The sequence below is a fragment of the Streptomyces sp. NPDC093795 genome, from assembly GCF_044764665.1.
GTDB lineage: Bacteria > Actinomycetota > Actinomycetes > Streptomycetales > Streptomycetaceae > Streptomyces.
Map to the genome: position 1 here is coordinate 343,340 of NZ_JBIWIO010000001.1, position 14,045 is coordinate 357,384.

At 72.1% G+C, this 14,045-nt stretch carries 16 protein-coding genes; 10 read left to right on the forward strand and 6 right to left on the reverse strand.

What is annotated here, in order from left to right; genetic code table 11:
• The first annotated feature begins 124 nt into the window (after positions 1–124).
• Positions 125–1,777 carry a phospho-sugar mutase gene (locus tag ACIRB7_RS01590; RefSeq protein ID WP_403590810.1) on the forward strand — a complete coding sequence of 551 codons (1,653 nt, stop codon included), beginning with the start codon at positions 125–127 and terminating at the stop codon, positions 1,775–1,777.
• Positions 1,778–1,849: 72 nt separating this feature from the next.
• On the opposite strand, the gene ACIRB7_RS01595 is transcribed toward ACIRB7_RS01590, so the two are convergent.
• The 3 genes from ACIRB7_RS01595 to ACIRB7_RS01605 all read right to left on the reverse strand — a co-directional run bounded on the left by ACIRB7_RS01595 (position 1,850) and on the right by ACIRB7_RS01605 (position 3,121).
• Positions 1,850–2,032, reverse strand: a complete 183-nt coding sequence (locus ACIRB7_RS01595) for a hypothetical protein (protein ID WP_403590813.1) — start codon at positions 2,030–2,032, stop codon at positions 1,850–1,852.
• A 119-nt stretch (positions 2,033–2,151) separates the two neighbouring features.
• Complete coding sequence (locus ACIRB7_RS01600) at positions 2,152–2,880, reverse strand: PH domain-containing protein (RefSeq protein ID WP_403590816.1); 729 nt, start codon at positions 2,878–2,880, stop codon at positions 2,152–2,154.
• Positions 2,881–2,914: 34 nt separating this feature from the next.
• The gene (locus tag ACIRB7_RS01605; RefSeq protein ID WP_403590819.1) at positions 2,915–3,121 is read right to left on the reverse strand and encodes a hypothetical protein; all 207 of its coding nucleotides are present in this window, start codon (positions 3,119–3,121) and stop codon (positions 2,915–2,917) included.
• A gap of 110 nt (positions 3,122–3,231) precedes the next feature.
• On the opposite strand from ACIRB7_RS01605, the gene deoC reads away from it, so the two are divergent.
• The 4 genes from deoC to ACIRB7_RS01625 all read left to right on the forward strand — a co-directional run bounded on the left by deoC (position 3,232) and on the right by ACIRB7_RS01625 (position 7,362).
• Positions 3,232–4,191 (forward strand): deoxyribose-phosphate aldolase, encoded by a 960-nt coding sequence (gene deoC, locus ACIRB7_RS01610; RefSeq protein WP_403590821.1) that lies wholly within the window; start codon positions 3,232–3,234, stop codon positions 4,189–4,191.
• Positions 4,192–4,196: 5 nt separating this feature from the next.
• On the forward strand, positions 4,197–5,633 hold the full coding sequence (locus ACIRB7_RS01615; protein WP_403590823.1) for an aldehyde dehydrogenase family protein: 1,437 nt from the start codon (positions 4,197–4,199) through the stop codon (positions 5,631–5,633).
• On the forward strand, positions 5,626–6,525 hold the full coding sequence (locus ACIRB7_RS01620) for an aldehyde dehydrogenase family protein (protein ID WP_403590826.1): 900 nt from the start codon (positions 5,626–5,628) through the stop codon (positions 6,523–6,525). The genes ACIRB7_RS01615 and ACIRB7_RS01620 overlap by 8 nt, the downstream gene beginning before the upstream one ends.
• A 141-nt stretch (positions 6,526–6,666) precedes the next feature.
• Positions 6,667–7,362, forward strand: coding sequence for a uridine kinase (locus ACIRB7_RS01625; protein ID WP_403590828.1), 696 nt, complete (start codon positions 6,667–6,669; stop codon positions 7,360–7,362).
• Positions 7,363–7,507: 145 nt separating this feature from the next.
• On the opposite strand, the gene ACIRB7_RS01630 is transcribed toward ACIRB7_RS01625, so the two are convergent.
• A complete protein-coding gene (locus ACIRB7_RS01630; RefSeq protein WP_403590831.1) occupies positions 7,508–8,230 on the reverse strand; it encodes a SigE family RNA polymerase sigma factor in 723 nt (240 codons plus the stop codon).
• A gap of 170 nt (positions 8,231–8,400) precedes the next feature.
• Here ACIRB7_RS01630 and afsQ1 point away from each other — a divergent pair, with 170 nt between their 5' ends.
• The 5 genes from afsQ1 to ACIRB7_RS01655 all read left to right on the forward strand — a co-directional run bounded on the left by afsQ1 (position 8,401) and on the right by ACIRB7_RS01655 (position 12,196).
• Positions 8,401–9,078, forward strand: coding sequence for a two-component system response regulator AfsQ1 (afsQ1, locus tag ACIRB7_RS01635; protein WP_017239746.1), 678 nt, complete (start codon positions 8,401–8,403; stop codon positions 9,076–9,078).
• Entirely contained in the window at positions 9,075–10,604 is a 1,530-nt protein-coding gene (locus tag ACIRB7_RS01640) for an ATP-binding protein (protein ID WP_403590834.1), read from the forward strand. The genes afsQ1 and ACIRB7_RS01640 overlap by 4 nt, the downstream gene beginning before the upstream one ends.
• Positions 10,601–11,263, forward strand: coding sequence for a hypothetical protein (locus ACIRB7_RS01645; RefSeq protein ID WP_403590837.1), 663 nt, complete (start codon positions 10,601–10,603; stop codon positions 11,261–11,263). Before ACIRB7_RS01640 ends, ACIRB7_RS01645 begins: the two co-directional genes overlap by 4 nt.
• A gap of 61 nt (positions 11,264–11,324) precedes the next feature.
• Positions 11,325–11,906 carry a VanZ family protein gene (locus tag ACIRB7_RS01650; RefSeq protein WP_403590840.1) on the forward strand — a complete coding sequence of 194 codons (582 nt, stop codon included), beginning with the start codon at positions 11,325–11,327 and terminating at the stop codon, positions 11,904–11,906.
• Between the two features lie 89 nt (positions 11,907–11,995).
• Positions 11,996–12,196 (forward strand): PspC domain-containing protein, encoded by a 201-nt coding sequence (locus ACIRB7_RS01655; protein WP_403590843.1) that lies wholly within the window; start codon positions 11,996–11,998, stop codon positions 12,194–12,196.
• An 86-nt stretch (positions 12,197–12,282) separates the two neighbouring features.
• Here ACIRB7_RS01655 and ACIRB7_RS01660 read toward each other — a convergent pair whose 3' ends face one another.
• Positions 12,283–12,654 carry a hypothetical protein gene (locus tag ACIRB7_RS01660; protein ID WP_403590846.1) on the reverse strand — a complete coding sequence of 124 codons (372 nt, stop codon included), beginning with the start codon at positions 12,652–12,654 and terminating at the stop codon, positions 12,283–12,285.
• 174 nt (positions 12,655–12,828) lie between these two features.
• Positions 12,829–13,983: an adenosine deaminase gene (locus tag ACIRB7_RS01665; protein ID WP_403590848.1), complete on the reverse strand. Its 1,155-nt coding sequence runs from the start codon at positions 13,981–13,983 to the stop codon at positions 12,829–12,831.
• Positions 13,984–14,045: the final 62 nt, after the last annotated feature.

The following is a 14,045-nucleotide window of genomic DNA, read 5'->3' on the forward strand; positions in this document are numbered from 1 at the left end:
GGCTTGCCCCCAGTTCGGGAAGGGGCGGGGTGGGGAATGGCTCCGCGCAGCGGCTTACGGCCCCCGGACCCGCGCCCCGCACCCGCCCGCACCCTCCCGCCCGCCCCACCCCGAAAGGCACACCGTGACGCAGGACGATCTCCTCACCCAGGCCCAGGCATGGCTCGCCGAGGACCCCGACCCGGAGACGCGTGACGAGCTCGCCGCGCTCCTCGACGGTGGCGCGAGCGACGAGCTCACCGCCCGTTTCGCCGGCACCCTCCAGTTCGGCACCGCCGGGCTCCGGGGTGAGCTGGGCGCCGGGCCCATGCGGATGAACCGTTCGGTCGTCATCCGGGCCGCCGCCGGCCTCGCCGCGTACCTCAAGGCGAAGGGCGAGGAGGGCGGCCTCGTCGTCATCGGCTACGACGCCCGCTACAAGTCCGCCGACTTCGCCCGCGACACCGCCGCCGTGATGACCGGCGCCGGGCTGCGCGCCGCGCTGCTCCCCCGCCCGCTGCCGACGCCCGTCCTCGCGTACGCCATAAGGCATCTGGGCGCCGTCGCCGGTGTCGAGGTGACCGCGAGCCACAACCCGCCCCGCGACAACGGCTACAAGGTCTACCTGGGCGACGGCTCGCAGATCGTGCCGCCCGCCGACGCGGAGATCGCCGCCGAGATCGCCGCGATCCGCTCGCTGCACGACGTACCGCGCCCGGAGGACGGCTGGGAGACCCTCGGTGACGAGGTCCTGGACGCCTATCTGGAGCGTACGGACCACGTCCTGACCCCCGGGTCCCCCCGTACCGCCAGGACCGTCTACACGGCCATGCACGGCGTCGGCAAGGACGTCCTGACGGCCGCGTTCGCCCGCGCAGGTTTCCCGCCGCCGGCGCTCGTCGCCGCGCAGGCCGAGCCGGACCCGGCCTTCCCGACCGTCGCCTTCCCCAACCCGGAGGAGCCGGGGGCCATGGACCTGGCCTTCGAGGCGGCCCGGGCCGTGGACCCCGACCTGGTCGTCGCCAACGACCCGGACGCCGACCGCTGCGCCGTGGCCGTGCCGGACCCGGCCGTCGTCGGCGGCTGGCGGATGCTCCGCGGCGACGAGGTCGGCGCCCTGCTCGCCGCGCACCTCGTCCACAAGGGCGCCACGGGCGTCTTCGCCGAGTCGATCGTGTCGTCCTCGCTGCTCGGCCGGATCGCGGAGGCGGCCGGGGTCGGGTACGAGGAGACGCTGACCGGCTTCAAGTGGATCGCCCGCGTCGAGGGCCTGCGGTACGGCTACGAGGAGGCGCTCGGCTACTGCGTCGACCCGGAGGGCGTCCGCGACAAGGACGGCATCACGGCGGCGCTGCTCGTCACCGAGCTGGCGTCGGTGCTCAAGGAGCAGGGCCGGACGCTGACCGACCTGCTCGACGACCTGGCGGTGGAGCACGGGCTGCACGCCACGGACCAGCTGTCGGTGCGCGTCGAGGACCTCAGCGTCATCGCGAACGCCATGGCGGCGCTGCGCGAGCGGCCGCCGGTCTCGCTGGCCGGTCTGACGGTCGTCTCGGCGGAGGACCTGACGAAGGGCACGGAGTCGCTGCCCCCGACGGACGGGCTGCGCTACCACCTGGAGGGCGCGTACAAGGCCCGGGTGATCGTCCGCCCGAGCGGTACGGAGCCCAAGCTCAAGTGCTACCTGGAGGTCGTGGTGCCGGTCGCCTCCGCTGCCGATCTCGCCCCGGCGCGCGCGAAGGCCTCGGAGCTGCTCGTCGCGGTCAAGCGGGATCTTTCGGCGGCCGCGGGGCTCTGACATCTCGGCTGTCGTGGAGGGCCGGTGCGGGATTTCTTCCGTGCCGGCCCTTCCGTGTTCCGTCCGCGCCGCTCAGCCGAAGCGGCCGTTGACGTAGTCCTCCGTACGCGGGTCGCGCGGCGAGCCGAACACCGTCGCCGTCGGCCCGTGCTCGACGATCACCCCGGGCGTGCCCTGCTCCGCGAGGAAGAAGGCGCAGGAGTCGCAAGTCCGGCCCGGTGGCCGGGTGCGCCACTCGATGTGAACGAGGAGCATCTATGGAGACGCGCGTGAATGTTGGGCGCCAAACCAACTGCGGGTTGCACGCTTCACCGGGCCGTTGCCCCTTGGACATCCGGCGCGGGAGGGCCCGGCTCAGCAGGTCGCGCTCGGGATCAGCCGGTCGCCACGAGGATCACGAGGAGCAGCAGCCCGGCGACGGCGGGCCCGACGATCTCGTACGCCCAGCGCACCCGCGCCTCCCCCTGCGCCCCGGGCGTCCCCGAGCGGTGCTCGGCGAGCTCGCGCAGGTCGGCGATGGTCTGGTCGGTGGGCGCTGTCCGTGAGGTGCTGTCCCGTACGTCGGCGTTGACCGAGGTACGGCCGTGCGGGTCGTCCTGCGAGGCGCGGGCGGCGCGGCGGGCGGCCCGCTTGCGCTGGCGCAGCGAGACGGGCACGGCCCACAGCTGGTACTTGACGCCGTCGCGGGTGAGGACCTCGCTGGAGTAGCCGGCGCGGACGTCGGCGACCGTGGCCCAGGGCAGGGTGATCGACCGGAACGGGTTACGGATCCGGAGCCGGTCGTCGTTGGCGTACACGGCGGGCCGGATGGTGAAGGCGACGATCAGCGGGACGGCGAGGACGAGACCCGCGAGCGCGAGCCACGGCGAGCGGCCCTCGCCGCGCAGGAGCACGTCACCGGCGAACACGCACGCGAGGAGCAGCAGGAACACCCCGCTGGCGATCCCCAGCGGCGACCGGAAGACACGGTCGGGTGACGACTGCCGCGCGGACGGCTGGTTCGCGGACGGCTGCGCGGACGGCTGGTTCGCGGCCGGCTGCGCGGGGGTCGACTCGCGGCTCGGCTCGTGGCTGGGCTCGGGGGTCGGCTCGGGGGTCGTCATGCCGCCGATTCTGCCTCAGCGGGCCGGTGGAGGCTCAGGCGGCCCGCGTGGCCACGAGATCCGCGTACAGAATGATGTTGCCGGGGCCGTGACCGTCGACAAGACCACCGCCGCAGGTGACCCCACGCAGCTCGGGACGGGCGTTGTCGCCGTACACCTCGGCCGTCGGGAAGGCGTCCTTGTCGACCTGCTCCAGCTCCCGCACGCGGAAGACGGCACGGGTGCCGTCGGCGCGGGTCACGGGCGTGTGACAGCCGTCACCACGCCGGGCGCCGCCCTGTGACCTCGGGCTCTGCGAAGCCCGTCCCCTGTACAGGTCGCTACGCGCGTAGATATGCTCGACTGGTGACCATGCCCACCACTGCACCCGCAGCTCTCGCATTCGCCGACGTGACCGCGTCCGACAGTGCGCTGCGCCGTTTCCTCCACGGGCTGCCCGGCGTCGACGCCGTCGGCCTGGAGGCGCGCGCCGCGTCCCTCGGCACCCGCTCGATCAAGACCACGTCCAAGGCGTACGCCATCGACCTGGCCATCTCCATGATCGACCTGACGACGCTCGAAGGCGCGGACACCCCGGGCAAGGTCCGGGCGCTCGCCGCCAAGGCCGTCCGTCCCGATCCGACCGACCGCACGACGCCGACGACCGCCGCCGTCTGCGTCTATCCCGACATGGTCGCCACCGCCAAGGCCGCCACCGCGGGCTCCGGCGTCAAGGTCGCCTCGGTCGCCACCGCCTTCCCGGCCGGGCGCGCCGCGCTCCCGGTGAAGCTCGCCGACACGGCAGACGCCATCGCGGCGGGCGCCGACGAGATCGACATGGTCATCGACCGTGGCGCCTTCCTCTCCGGCCGCTACCTGGAGGTCTTCGAGCAGATCGCCGCGGTCAAGGCGGAGTGCGGCGACCGCGCCCGCCTCAAGGTGATCTTCGAGACCGGCGAGCTGTCCACGTACGACAACATCCGCCGCGCCTCCTGGCTCGGCATGATGGCCGGCGCGGACTTCATCAAGACCTCGACCGGCAAGGTCGCGGTCAACGCCACCCCGGCCAACACGCTCCTGATGCTGGAGGCCGTGCGCGACTTCCGCGCCCAGACCGGCGTCCAGATCGGCGTGAAGCCGGCCGGCGGCATCCGCAACACCAAGGAAGCGATCAAGTTCCTGGTCCTCGTCAACGAGACCGTGGGCGAGGACTGGCTGGACCACCACTGGTTCCGCTTCGGCGCCTCCAGCCTGCTCAACGACCTGCTGATGCAGCGCCAGAAGCTGGCGACCGGCCGCTACTCCGGCCCCGATTACGTGACGGTGGACTGATCAACATGGCATCTGCATTCGAGTACGCGCCGGCGCCCGAGTCCCGGTCCGTCGTCGACATCGCCCCCTCCTACGGCCTGTTCATCGACGGCGAGTTCGTCGAGGCGGCCGAGGGCAAGGTCTTCAAGACCGTCTCCCCCTCCACCGAGGAGGTCCTCGCCGAGGTCGCCCAGGCGGGCGCCGAGGACGTCGACCGCGCGGTGAAGGCGGCCCGCAGGGCGTTCGAGAAGTGGTCGGCGCTGCCCGGCTCCGAGCGCGCCAAGTACCTGTTCCGTATCGCCCGGATCATCCAGGAGCGCAGCCGCGAGCTGGCCGTCCTGGAGACCCTGGACAACGGCAAGCCGATCAGGGAGACCCGCGACGCGGACCTCCCCCTGGTCGCCGCGCACTTCTTCTACTACGCGGGCTGGGCCGACAAGCTCGACCACGCCGGCTACGGCGCGAACCCGCGCCCGCTCGGCGTGGCCGGCCAGGTCATCCCGTGGAACTTCCCGCTCCTGATGCTGGCGTGGAAGATCGCCCCGGCGCTCGCCACCGGGAACACGGTCGTCCTGAAGCCGGCCGAGACGACCCCGCTGTCGGCCCTGTTCTTCGCGGACATCTGCCGCCAGGCCGGGCTGCCGAAGGGCGTCGTCAACATCCTTCCCGGGTACGGGGACACCGGCGCCGCACTCGTCGAGCACCCGGACGTCAACAAGGTCGCCTTCACCGGTTCGACCGCCGTCGGCAAGGCCATCGCGCGCTCGGTCGCCGGCACGGACAAGAAGCTGACACTGGAGCTGGGCGGCAAGGGCGCGAACATCGTCTTCGACGACGCCCCCATCGACCAGGCGGTCGAGGGCATCGTCACCGGCATCTTCTTCAACCAGGGCCAGGTCTGCTGCGCGGGCTCCCGCCTCCTGGTCCAGGAGTCGATCCAGGACGAGCTGCTCGACAGCCTGAAGCGGCGCCTGTCGACGCTCCGCCTCGGTGACCCGCTCGACAAGAACACCGACATCGGTGCCATCAACTCGTCCGAGCAGCTGGCCCGTATCACCACCCTCGTGGAGCAGGGCGAGGCGGAGGGCGCCGAGCGCTGGTCCGCCGCCTGCGAGCTCCCGGCGGCCGGTTACTGGTTCGCCCCGACGCTCTTCACGAACGTCACGCAGGCGCACACGGTCGCCCGCGACGAGATCTTCGGCCCGGTCCTGTCGGTGCTGACCTTCCGCACGCCCGACGAGGCGGTCGCGAAGGCCAACAACAGCCAGTACGGCCTGTCGGCCGGCATCTGGACGGAGAAGGGCTCCCGCATCCTCGCGGTCGCCGGCAAGCTCCGCGCGGGTGTCGTCTGGGCCAACACGTTCAACAAGTTCGACCCGACCTCGCCCTTCGGCGGCTACAAGGAGTCGGGCTTCGGCCGCGAAGGCGGCCGTCACGGTCTGGAGGCCTACCTCGATGTCTGAGAAGTCCGAGCAGCGTCTGAGCGTCTTCAAGACCTACAAGCTGTACGTCGGGGGCAAGTTCCCCCGCAGCGAGAGCGGCCGGGTGTACGAAGTGCAGGACCACAAGGGCAAGTGGCTGGCCAACGCGCCCCTCTCCTCCCGCAAGGACGCCCGTGACGCGGTCGTCGCCGCCCGCAAGGCCTTCGGCGGCTGGGCGGGCGCGACCGCGTACAACCGCGGCCAGATCCTCTACCGCGTCGCCGAGATGCTGGAGGGCCGCAAGGGCCAGTTCGTGCACGAGGTGGCACACGCGGAGGGCCTGTCCAAGAACAAGGCGGCCGAGGTCGTCGAGGCGGCCATCGACCGCTGGGTCTGGTACGCGGGCTGGACGGACAAGATCGCCCAGATCGTGGGCGGGGCCAACCCGGTCGCGGGCCCGTACTTCAACCTGTCCACGCCGGAGCCCACGGGCGTCGTCACCGTCATCGCCCCCCAGGACTCGTCGTTCCTCGGCCTGGTCTCGGTGATCGCCCCGGTGATCGCGACGGGCAACACGGCGGTCGTCGTCGCGAGCGAGAAGTCCCCGCTCCCGGCGCTCTCCCTGGGCGAGGTCCTGGCCACCTCCGACCTCCCCGGCGGTGTGGTCAACATCCTCTCCGGCAAGGCCGCGGAGATGGGCCCGCACCTGGCGTCCCACCAGGACGTCAACGCGATCGACCTGACGGGCGCGGCCGACGGCGACCTCGCCCGCGACCTGGAGATCGCGGCGGCGGACAACCTGAAGCGCGTCCTGCGCCCCCGTACCGAGGACTTCGCGGAGTCCCCGACGACGGACCGCATGACCGCCTTCCTGGAGACGAAGACGGTCTGGCACCCGACGGGTTCACTGGGCGCGAGCGGCTCCTCGTACTAGTCCCGAAGAGACGGACAGCCCCCGGGTGTACGTGCCCGGGGGCTGTCCGGCGTCGCCCGCCGCCCTCCGGGATTCGGCACGACGCGCCGTCACGCCCCTCCGAGGGGTGACCAGGTGGGCACGGGCAGTAGTCGGGGTGTGATGCTCGATACCAACGGGGTTCCTCGGGGGTCCCCCGCACGGGGGAATGGTTCACACTGGTGTCCCGTGAGTTCCCAACCGATCCCCGCCCGGGTCGTCCTGCTCGCGGGCCCCTCCGGCTCCGGCAAGTCGTCCCTCGCCGCCGTCACCGGCCTCCCGGTCCTGCGCCTCGACGACTTCTACAAGGAGGCCGACGACCCGTCCCTCCCGATCGTCGACGGCAGCTCGGACATCGACTGGGACTCCCCGCGGTCCTGGGACGCGGACGCCGCCGTCGCCGCCATCGTCGAACTGTGCCGTACGGGGCGGGCCGAGGTCCCCGTGTACGACATCGCCACCAGCTCCCGGGTGGACCGCGAGCGGCTCGACATCGGGCGGACGCCGCTGTTCGTGGCGGAGGGGATCTTCGCGGCCGAGATCGTGTCCCGCTGCCGTGAACTCGACGTCCTCGCCGACGCGCTCTGTCTGCGGGGCCGCCCCTCGACGACGTTCCGCCGGCGGCTCGCCCGCGATCTCAGGGAGGGCCGCAAGTCGGTGCCGTTCCTGCTGAGGCGGGGCTGGCGCCTGATGCGGACGGAGCGGGCGATCGTGACCCGCCAGACCGCGCTCGGCGCCCACCCCTGCGCGAAGAAGGAGGCCCTGGGCCGCCTGGCAGCCGCGGCAGCGGGCCGCCACCGCACGCCCGCGGCCGGCTGACCGCCGCCCGCCTCCCACCGCAACGCGAAGCGGGCTGTACGAGACCCCCCGGCTCGTACAGCCCGCTTCATTTCCCCCGTACCCCCGTACGGTCCCTCTCCGGCCCCGTTCCCCCGTAGGCCTTCCTGGGCTTCCCCCCAGACCTTCAGGCCACCAGCTCGCCGAAGGACTCCTCCTCGTCACGGCCGAAGCTCAGCACCTCGTCCTCGCGCAGTCGCCGCAGCGAGCGCCAGATGCTCGACTTCACCGTGCCGACACTGATGTCCAGGATCTCCGCGATCTCCGGATCGGTCCGGCCCTCGTAGTAGCGCAGCACCAGCATGGTCCGCTGGAGCTCGGGCAGCCGGGCCAGGGCCTGCCACAGCACCGCGCGCAGCTCCGTGCCGCGCATCGCGTCCGTCTCGCCGACCGTCTCCGGCAGCTCCTCGGTCGGGTACTCGTTGAGCTTGCGCCGGCGCCAGGCGCTGATGTGCAGGTTGGTCATGGTGCGGCGGAGGTATCCGCCGACCGCGGCCTTGTCGCTGATCCGCTCCCAGGCGCGGTACGTGGAGAACAGCGCGCTCTGGAGCAGGTCCTCGGCCTCGAACCGGTCACCGGTGAGGTGGTAGGCGGTGGCGTACAGGGAGGCACGACGCTCCTGGACGTAAGCCGTGAACTCGGCTTCCGAGCAGTTGCGCTCCCCCGTGACCTCCCCGTACGCCGCTCCCCCGTCAGCGATGGCCACCATGTAAGGCGCCTTGCGCTGACGCCCGACGCTGCGAACGCACCCCCGTCCGTTCATTGCAGCCCCGGACTTCTCCGTGCTCCGCACGACGTCGTGGAGACGCGTGACTACTGCGCTCGAGGTGGTGCTGTGCAGTGCGTTCATCTCGCGCCCCCCGTCGGTTGGAGTGTGTTTCGGTCCGTGTGCCAAGAAGCTTGCCCACCGGACTTCATGGCGCTGTCCGTCGACTGTCACAGACGTGTCACAGGGGCCGGGACGGAAGCGCGCCTCCCAGCGGTCGAACTCGGACGGCCGCATGCGACAGAATGACGCCCGTGCCTTTTCTGCTGCTGATCGAGGACGACGACGCCATCCGCACGGCCCTCGAACTCTCCCTGTCCCGGCAGGGCCACCGGGTGGCCACCGCCGCGACCGGTGAGGACGGTCTCCAGCTGCTGCGCGAGCAGCGGCCCGACCTGGTCGTGCTCGACGTCATGCTGCCCGGCATCGACGGCTTCGAGGTCTGCCGGCGCATCCGCCGCACCGACCAGCTGCCGATCATCCTGCTGACCGCGCGCAGCGACGACATCGACGTGGTCGTGGGCCTGGAGTCCGGCGCCGACGACTACGTCGTGAAGCCGGTGCAGGGCCGTGTCCTCGACGCCCGTATCCGGGCCGTGCTGCGACGGGGCGAGCGCGAGTCGACGGATTCGGCGACGTACGGGTCCCTCGTCATCGACCGGTCCGCGATGACGGTCACCAAGAACGGCGAGGACCTCCAGCTCACCCCGACCGAGCTGCGGCTGCTCCTGGAGCTGAGCCGCCGGCCCGGACAGGCGCTCTCCCGGCAGCAGTTGCTGCGGCTCGTGTGGGAGCACGACTACCTGGGCGACTCGCGGCTCGTCGACGCCTGTGTGCAGCGGCTGCGCGCCAAGGTGGAGGACGTGCCGTCCTCGCCGACGCTGATCCGTACCGTGCGCGGGGTCGGCTACCGGCTGGACGTCCCTGCGTGAGCAAGGGGATCCTCACGCGGGTGCGTCTCTCCAGCCTGCGGCTGCGGCTCGTCGTCGTCTTCGCCCTGGTCGCGCTCACCGCCGCCGTCGCCGCCTCCGGCATCGCGTACTGGCTGAACCGCGAGGCGGTGCTGACCCGTACCCAGGACGGGGCGCTCAACGACTTCCGGCAGGAGATGCAGAACCGGGCGGCGACGCTGCCGCTGCGGCCCACCCAGGACGAGCTGCGGCGGACCGCCGAGCAGATGGCGACGGGCAGCCGCGACTACCAGGTGCTGCTGCTCGGTGAGCGGGCCGCGGGCAAGCCGATCGTCGGCGCCTCGGACCCGGACGACTTCACCCTGGCCGACGTGCCGCGCTCGCTGACGGAGGCCGTGGACACCGAGCGGCCGGTCACGGACGCCAACCCGTACGCGTACCACCTGTTCTGGCAGCGTACGGAGCGGAACGGGACGCCGTACCTGGTCGGCGGGACGCGGATCGACGGCGGCGGGCCCGCCGGCTACATGTTCAAGTCGCTCGCCGCCGAGAAGGCCGATCTGAACTCGCTCGCCTGGTCGCTCGGGATCGCCACCGCGCTCGCGGTGGCCGGCTCGGTGCTGCTCGCGCAGGTCGCGGCGACGACCGTGCTGCGCCCGGTGCACCGGCTCGGCGAGGCGGCCAAGCAGCTCGGCGAGGGCAAGCTCGACACCCGGCTGCGGGTCACCGGCGCGGACGAACTGGCCGATCTGACCCGTACGTTCAACAGTGCGGCGGAGTCCCTGCAGAAGAAGGTCGCGGACATGAGCGCCCGGGAGGAGTCCTCCCGGCGTTTCGTGGCCGACATGTCGCACGAGCTGCGGACCCCCCTGACCGCCCTCACGGCCGTCACGGAGGTCCTCGAGGACGAGCAGGACTCCCTCGACCCGATGATCGCCCCGGCGGTGGCGCTGGTGGTGAGCGAGACCCACCGGCTCAACAACCTGGTGGAGAACCTGATGGAGGTGACCCGCTTCGACGCGGGCACCGCCCGGCTCGTCCTCGACGAGGTGGACATCGCCGACCAGATCACCGCGTGCATCGACGCGCGCGCGTGGCTGGACGCGGTCGACCTGGACGCCGAGCGCGGGATCGTGGCGCCGCTCGACCCGCGCCGCCTCGACGTGATCCTGGCGAACCTGATCGGGAACGCGCTGAAGCACGGCGGTTCGCCGGTCCGGGTCTCGGTGCGCACGGAGGACGACGAGCTGGTCATCGCGGTACGCGACCACGGCCCCGGCATCCCCGAGGAGGTGCTCCCGCACGTCTTCGACCGCTTCTACAAGGCGAGCGCCTCCCGGCCGCGGTCCGACGGCAGCGGGCTCGGCCTGTCGATCGCCATGGAGAACGCGCTGATCCACGGCGGTTCGATCACCGCCGCCAACTCGGTCGGCGAGGACGGGGCGGTGGACGGCGCGGTGTTCGTGCTGCGGCTGCCCCTGGACGCGTCGGGGATCACCCGCGAGGTGCAGACCCGCAGCAGCCAGGGCGAGGTGGAGGAAGCGTGAGGCGCCGCACCTTCGGGCGTACGGCCCTGACGGCGGTCGCGCTGGCCGCGGTGGTCACGGGCTGCGGGATCAGGACGACCTCGGTCCCGGTCGACGCGGGCGCGGCCCCGTCCCGGGTCCCGTGCAGCACGACCGAGGGCAGTACGACGGGCTCTGCGGTGCAGGGCGTGCCGGTCCGGGTGTTCCTGGTCTGCGGGTCGCAGCTGGAGGCGGTGGACCGGCGGTCGCCGCTGCCGGAGGAGAAGGCGGGCGGCGATCCCGTGCGTACGGCCAGGGGGCTGCTCGCGCAGCTGCTCGCCGAGCCCTCGGAGAGCGAGCGGCAGGCCGGCTTCACGAGCGCGGTCCGCGGACCCCTTGTCGTGAGCGGCGGCCACCGGGGCGACCCGGCGGGGACGCTGCGGCTGAGCCGCCAGCCGGAGGACCTGGCGCCGACGGCGCTGTCGCAGCTGGTCTGCACGTTCGCGGAGAGCTCGGCGGGCGCGGGCGGCCACACGGCCCTGCTCGGCGGCCCCGGCGCGTACGAGCCGAAGCGCTACCGCTGCACGACGGAGCTGCGCGAACGCCCGGAGTCGGCGCCCCCGACGGCGCCGGCGCCGACCCCGGAGCCCTCGACCGCTCCGGAGTCCGCGCCACCGGCGGCGAGCGCGACCGCTCCTTAGTCCGCGGGGCCGGACGCGACCCGGCGGAACCGATTCCGCCGTGCTTGGCGTCTTGGGGGGCGTGCAGCGTCAAGGTTCGGGCGGCAGTGCCGCCGTGGTCGTCCGCGCGACGGGGTTCGTCCTCGTCGTCGCGCATCTGCTGCTCGTCGCCTGGGTCAGCCTGCGGCCACGGGACGTGGCCTGGGTGACCGCGCCGAACACCGTCCCGCTGAACGGCCTCCGGGCGGATCTCGCCCTCGGCACCGCCGAGGCGGCCCGGCTGATCGGTGAGGGGCTGCTGCTCCTGGCCCCGCTCGGGGTACTGCTCCCGATGGCCGAGGGGCGGCTGAACGTCTCCCACTGGGCCTCCCTCGTCCGGACGACCGCCGCCGGTGCGCTGGTGTCGCTGGCCGTGGAGCTGTTGCAGACCGCCGTACCCGGTCAGGTCGTGGACGTGGACTCGGTCCTCCTGAACACGGCCGGGGTGGCGCTCGCGCATCTTCTCCTCGTGCCGGCCGGGCGGACCTGGCTGCGCCGCAGGTCGGACGCGGGGCGGCCGGACTCCTCCGCGGGGACCAGCCGGGGTCAGGGTTCCGCCCTGCTGCGGAATGATGGGACTCAGGGTGCGACCCCGACGATTACCAGGGTCCCGATCGCCCGGTAGACCGACGCCACGGGACCCCGTCCGGCGGCAGTATGGAGTCATCGGGAGCCCGAGGAGCGGCTCCCGGACCGACTCCGAAGGAGCCAACCATGGCCGCACTTGCCCGCCCCCGTGACGGACGCATGATCGGCGGAGTGTGCGCGGGGCTGGCCCGGCGCTTCGGCATCTCCGCGACGACGATGCGCGTGATCTTCGTGGCCTCGTGCCTGCTGCCCGGCCCGCAGTTCCTGCTCTACCTGGGCCTGTGGATCTTCCTGCCGGCGGAGAAGAGCGCCAGTACGGCCTGGTAGCGGCTGACCGTACGCCCACACGCACGCCGAAGGGGCGCGTACCCGGGAGAACCGGGTGCGCGCCCCTTCGGCGTGTACGGCGGTGGTCAGCCGATCGGCAGGCCGGTGGCGCCCAGCGGCAGGCCGCCGAGGAGGCCGGCGATCGGCAGGCCGCCGAGGGCACCGGTGGCGCCGTCGAGCGGGAGGCCCTTGGTGGCCTGGCCGGCCGTGGCCGGCAGGTTCTTCGCTCCCTGGTCGAGGCCCTGTCCGAGGGCGCCCTGTCCGGCACCGAGGGACTCGGCGGCGCCGTCGGGGAGCTCGGTGAGGCCGTCACCCAGCGGGACGGCCTGGGTCACCGTGCCCAGCACGTCGGCGCCGAGCGGCAGGGACGGCGCGGCGGAGGCCGTGCCGGCGGCGGTGGCGGCGAAAGCGGCACCGAGAGCGGCGACACCGAGCTTCTTGGCGGCAGACTGCTTCATCTGAAAATCTTCCTTGGGGAATCCGGGGGCTTCGGGGAAAAGCCGGGAGGGGAAATCCTGGGAATGCAGAGCGGTTCTGCAACCTAACCAGTGATCGACGCCTCCGCAAACACCGGAAAGCGGCCGGGTGTCGTGCTCGCCCGGCCGCTCCCGCCCCCGTGACGGGGTGCCGTCTCAGCCCGCCGTACGGGAAGACTCGCTGGTCGCGGCGGTCTGCTGGAACAGCCATTCGGACTTCAGCTCGGCGTATCCGGGCTTGATGACCTCGTTGATCATGGCCAGTCGTTCATCGAAAGGAATGAACGCTGATTTCATCGCATTGACCGTGAACCACAGCATGTCGTCGAGCGTGTAATCGAAGGCCTCGGTCAACAATTCGAATTCACGGCTCATGCTCGTCCCGCTCATCAGCCGGTTGTCGGTGTTGACCGTGGCCCGGAAGTGCAGCCTGCGGAGCAGACCGATGGGGTGCTCGGCGAACGAGGCGGCGGCCCCGGTCTGGAGGTTGGACGAGGGGCACATCTCCAGCGGGATCCGCTTGTCGCGGACGTACGCGGCGAGCCGGCCGAGGGTCACCGAGCCGTCGTCGGCGACCTCGATGTCGTCGATGATCCGGACGCCGTGCCCGAGCCGGTCGGCGCCGCACCACTGGAGCGCCTGCCAGATGGAGGGCAGCCCGAAGGCCTCGCCCGCGTGGATCGTGAAGTGGTTGTTCTCCCGCTTGAGGTACTCGAAGGCGTCGAGGTGGCGGGTGGGCGGGTAGCCCGCCTCGGCGCCCGCGATGTCGAAGCCGACGACACCGGTGTCGCGGTAGCGGTTGGCGAGCTCCGCGATCTCCAGGGCGCGGGCCGCGTGCCGCATCGCGGTCAGCAGGGCGCCGACCCGGATGCGGTAACCGTTCGCCCTGGCCTGCCGCTCGCCCTCACGGAAGCCCTCGTTGACGGCCTCCACGACCTCCTCCAGGGTGAGGCCGCCCTCCAGGTGCTGCTCGGGGGCGTAGCGCACCTCCGCGTACACGACGCCGTCCTCGGCGAGGTCGACGGCGCACTCGGCGGCGACCCGGAAGAGGGCGTCGCGGGTCTGCATGACGGCGCAGGTGTGCGCGAAGGTCTCCAGGTAGCGCTCCAGGGACCCGGAGTCGGCGGCTTCGCGGAACCAGATGCCGAGCTTGTCGGGTTCCGTCTCGGGGAGCTGCGAGTAGCCCTGCTCCCGGGCGAGTTCGATGATCGTGCCGGGGCGCAGCCCGCCGTCGAGGTGGTCGTGGAGCAGCACCTTCGGGGCGCGGCGGATCTGGTCCGCGGTGGGGACGCTGGGGGTCTGGCTCGTCATTTCCGCACTCTAGCCCCTACGCGCGTAGAGGGCGCCTCGTGGCACGTGCGACCCGGGGATTT

Bases quoted from the DNA above. Each gene is read 5' to 3' on its own strand.
- ACIRB7_RS01595 (WP_403590813.1), bottom strand. From the start codon at position 2,032: ATGCTCCTCGTTCACATCGAGTGGCGCACCCGGCCACCGGGCCGGACT.
- ACIRB7_RS01600 (WP_403590816.1), bottom strand. From the start codon at position 2,880: ATGACGACCCCCGAGCCGACCCCCGAGCCCAGCCACGAGCCGAGCCGC.
- deoC (WP_403590821.1), top strand. From the start codon at position 3,232: ATGCCCACCACTGCACCCGCAGCTCTCGCATTCGCCGACGTGACCGCG.
- ACIRB7_RS01615 (WP_403590823.1), top strand. From the start codon at position 4,197: ATGGCATCTGCATTCGAGTACGCGCCGGCGCCCGAGTCCCGGTCCGTC.
- ACIRB7_RS01620 (WP_403590826.1), top strand. From the start codon at position 5,626: ATGTCTGAGAAGTCCGAGCAGCGTCTGAGCGTCTTCAAGACCTACAAG.
- ACIRB7_RS01625 (WP_403590828.1), top strand. From the start codon at position 6,667: ATGCTCGATACCAACGGGGTTCCTCGGGGGTCCCCCGCACGGGGGAAT.
- ACIRB7_RS01630 (WP_403590831.1), bottom strand. From the start codon at position 8,230: ATGAACGCACTGCACAGCACCACCTCGAGCGCAGTAGTCACGCGTCTC.
- ACIRB7_RS01655 (WP_403590843.1), top strand. From the start codon at position 11,996: ATGGCCGCACTTGCCCGCCCCCGTGACGGACGCATGATCGGCGGAGTG.
- ACIRB7_RS01660 (WP_403590846.1), bottom strand. From the start codon at position 12,654: ATGAAGCAGTCTGCCGCCAAGAAGCTCGGTGTCGCCGCTCTCGGTGCC.
- ACIRB7_RS01665 (WP_403590848.1), bottom strand. From the start codon at position 13,983: ATGACGAGCCAGACCCCCAGCGTCCCCACCGCGGACCAGATCCGCCGC.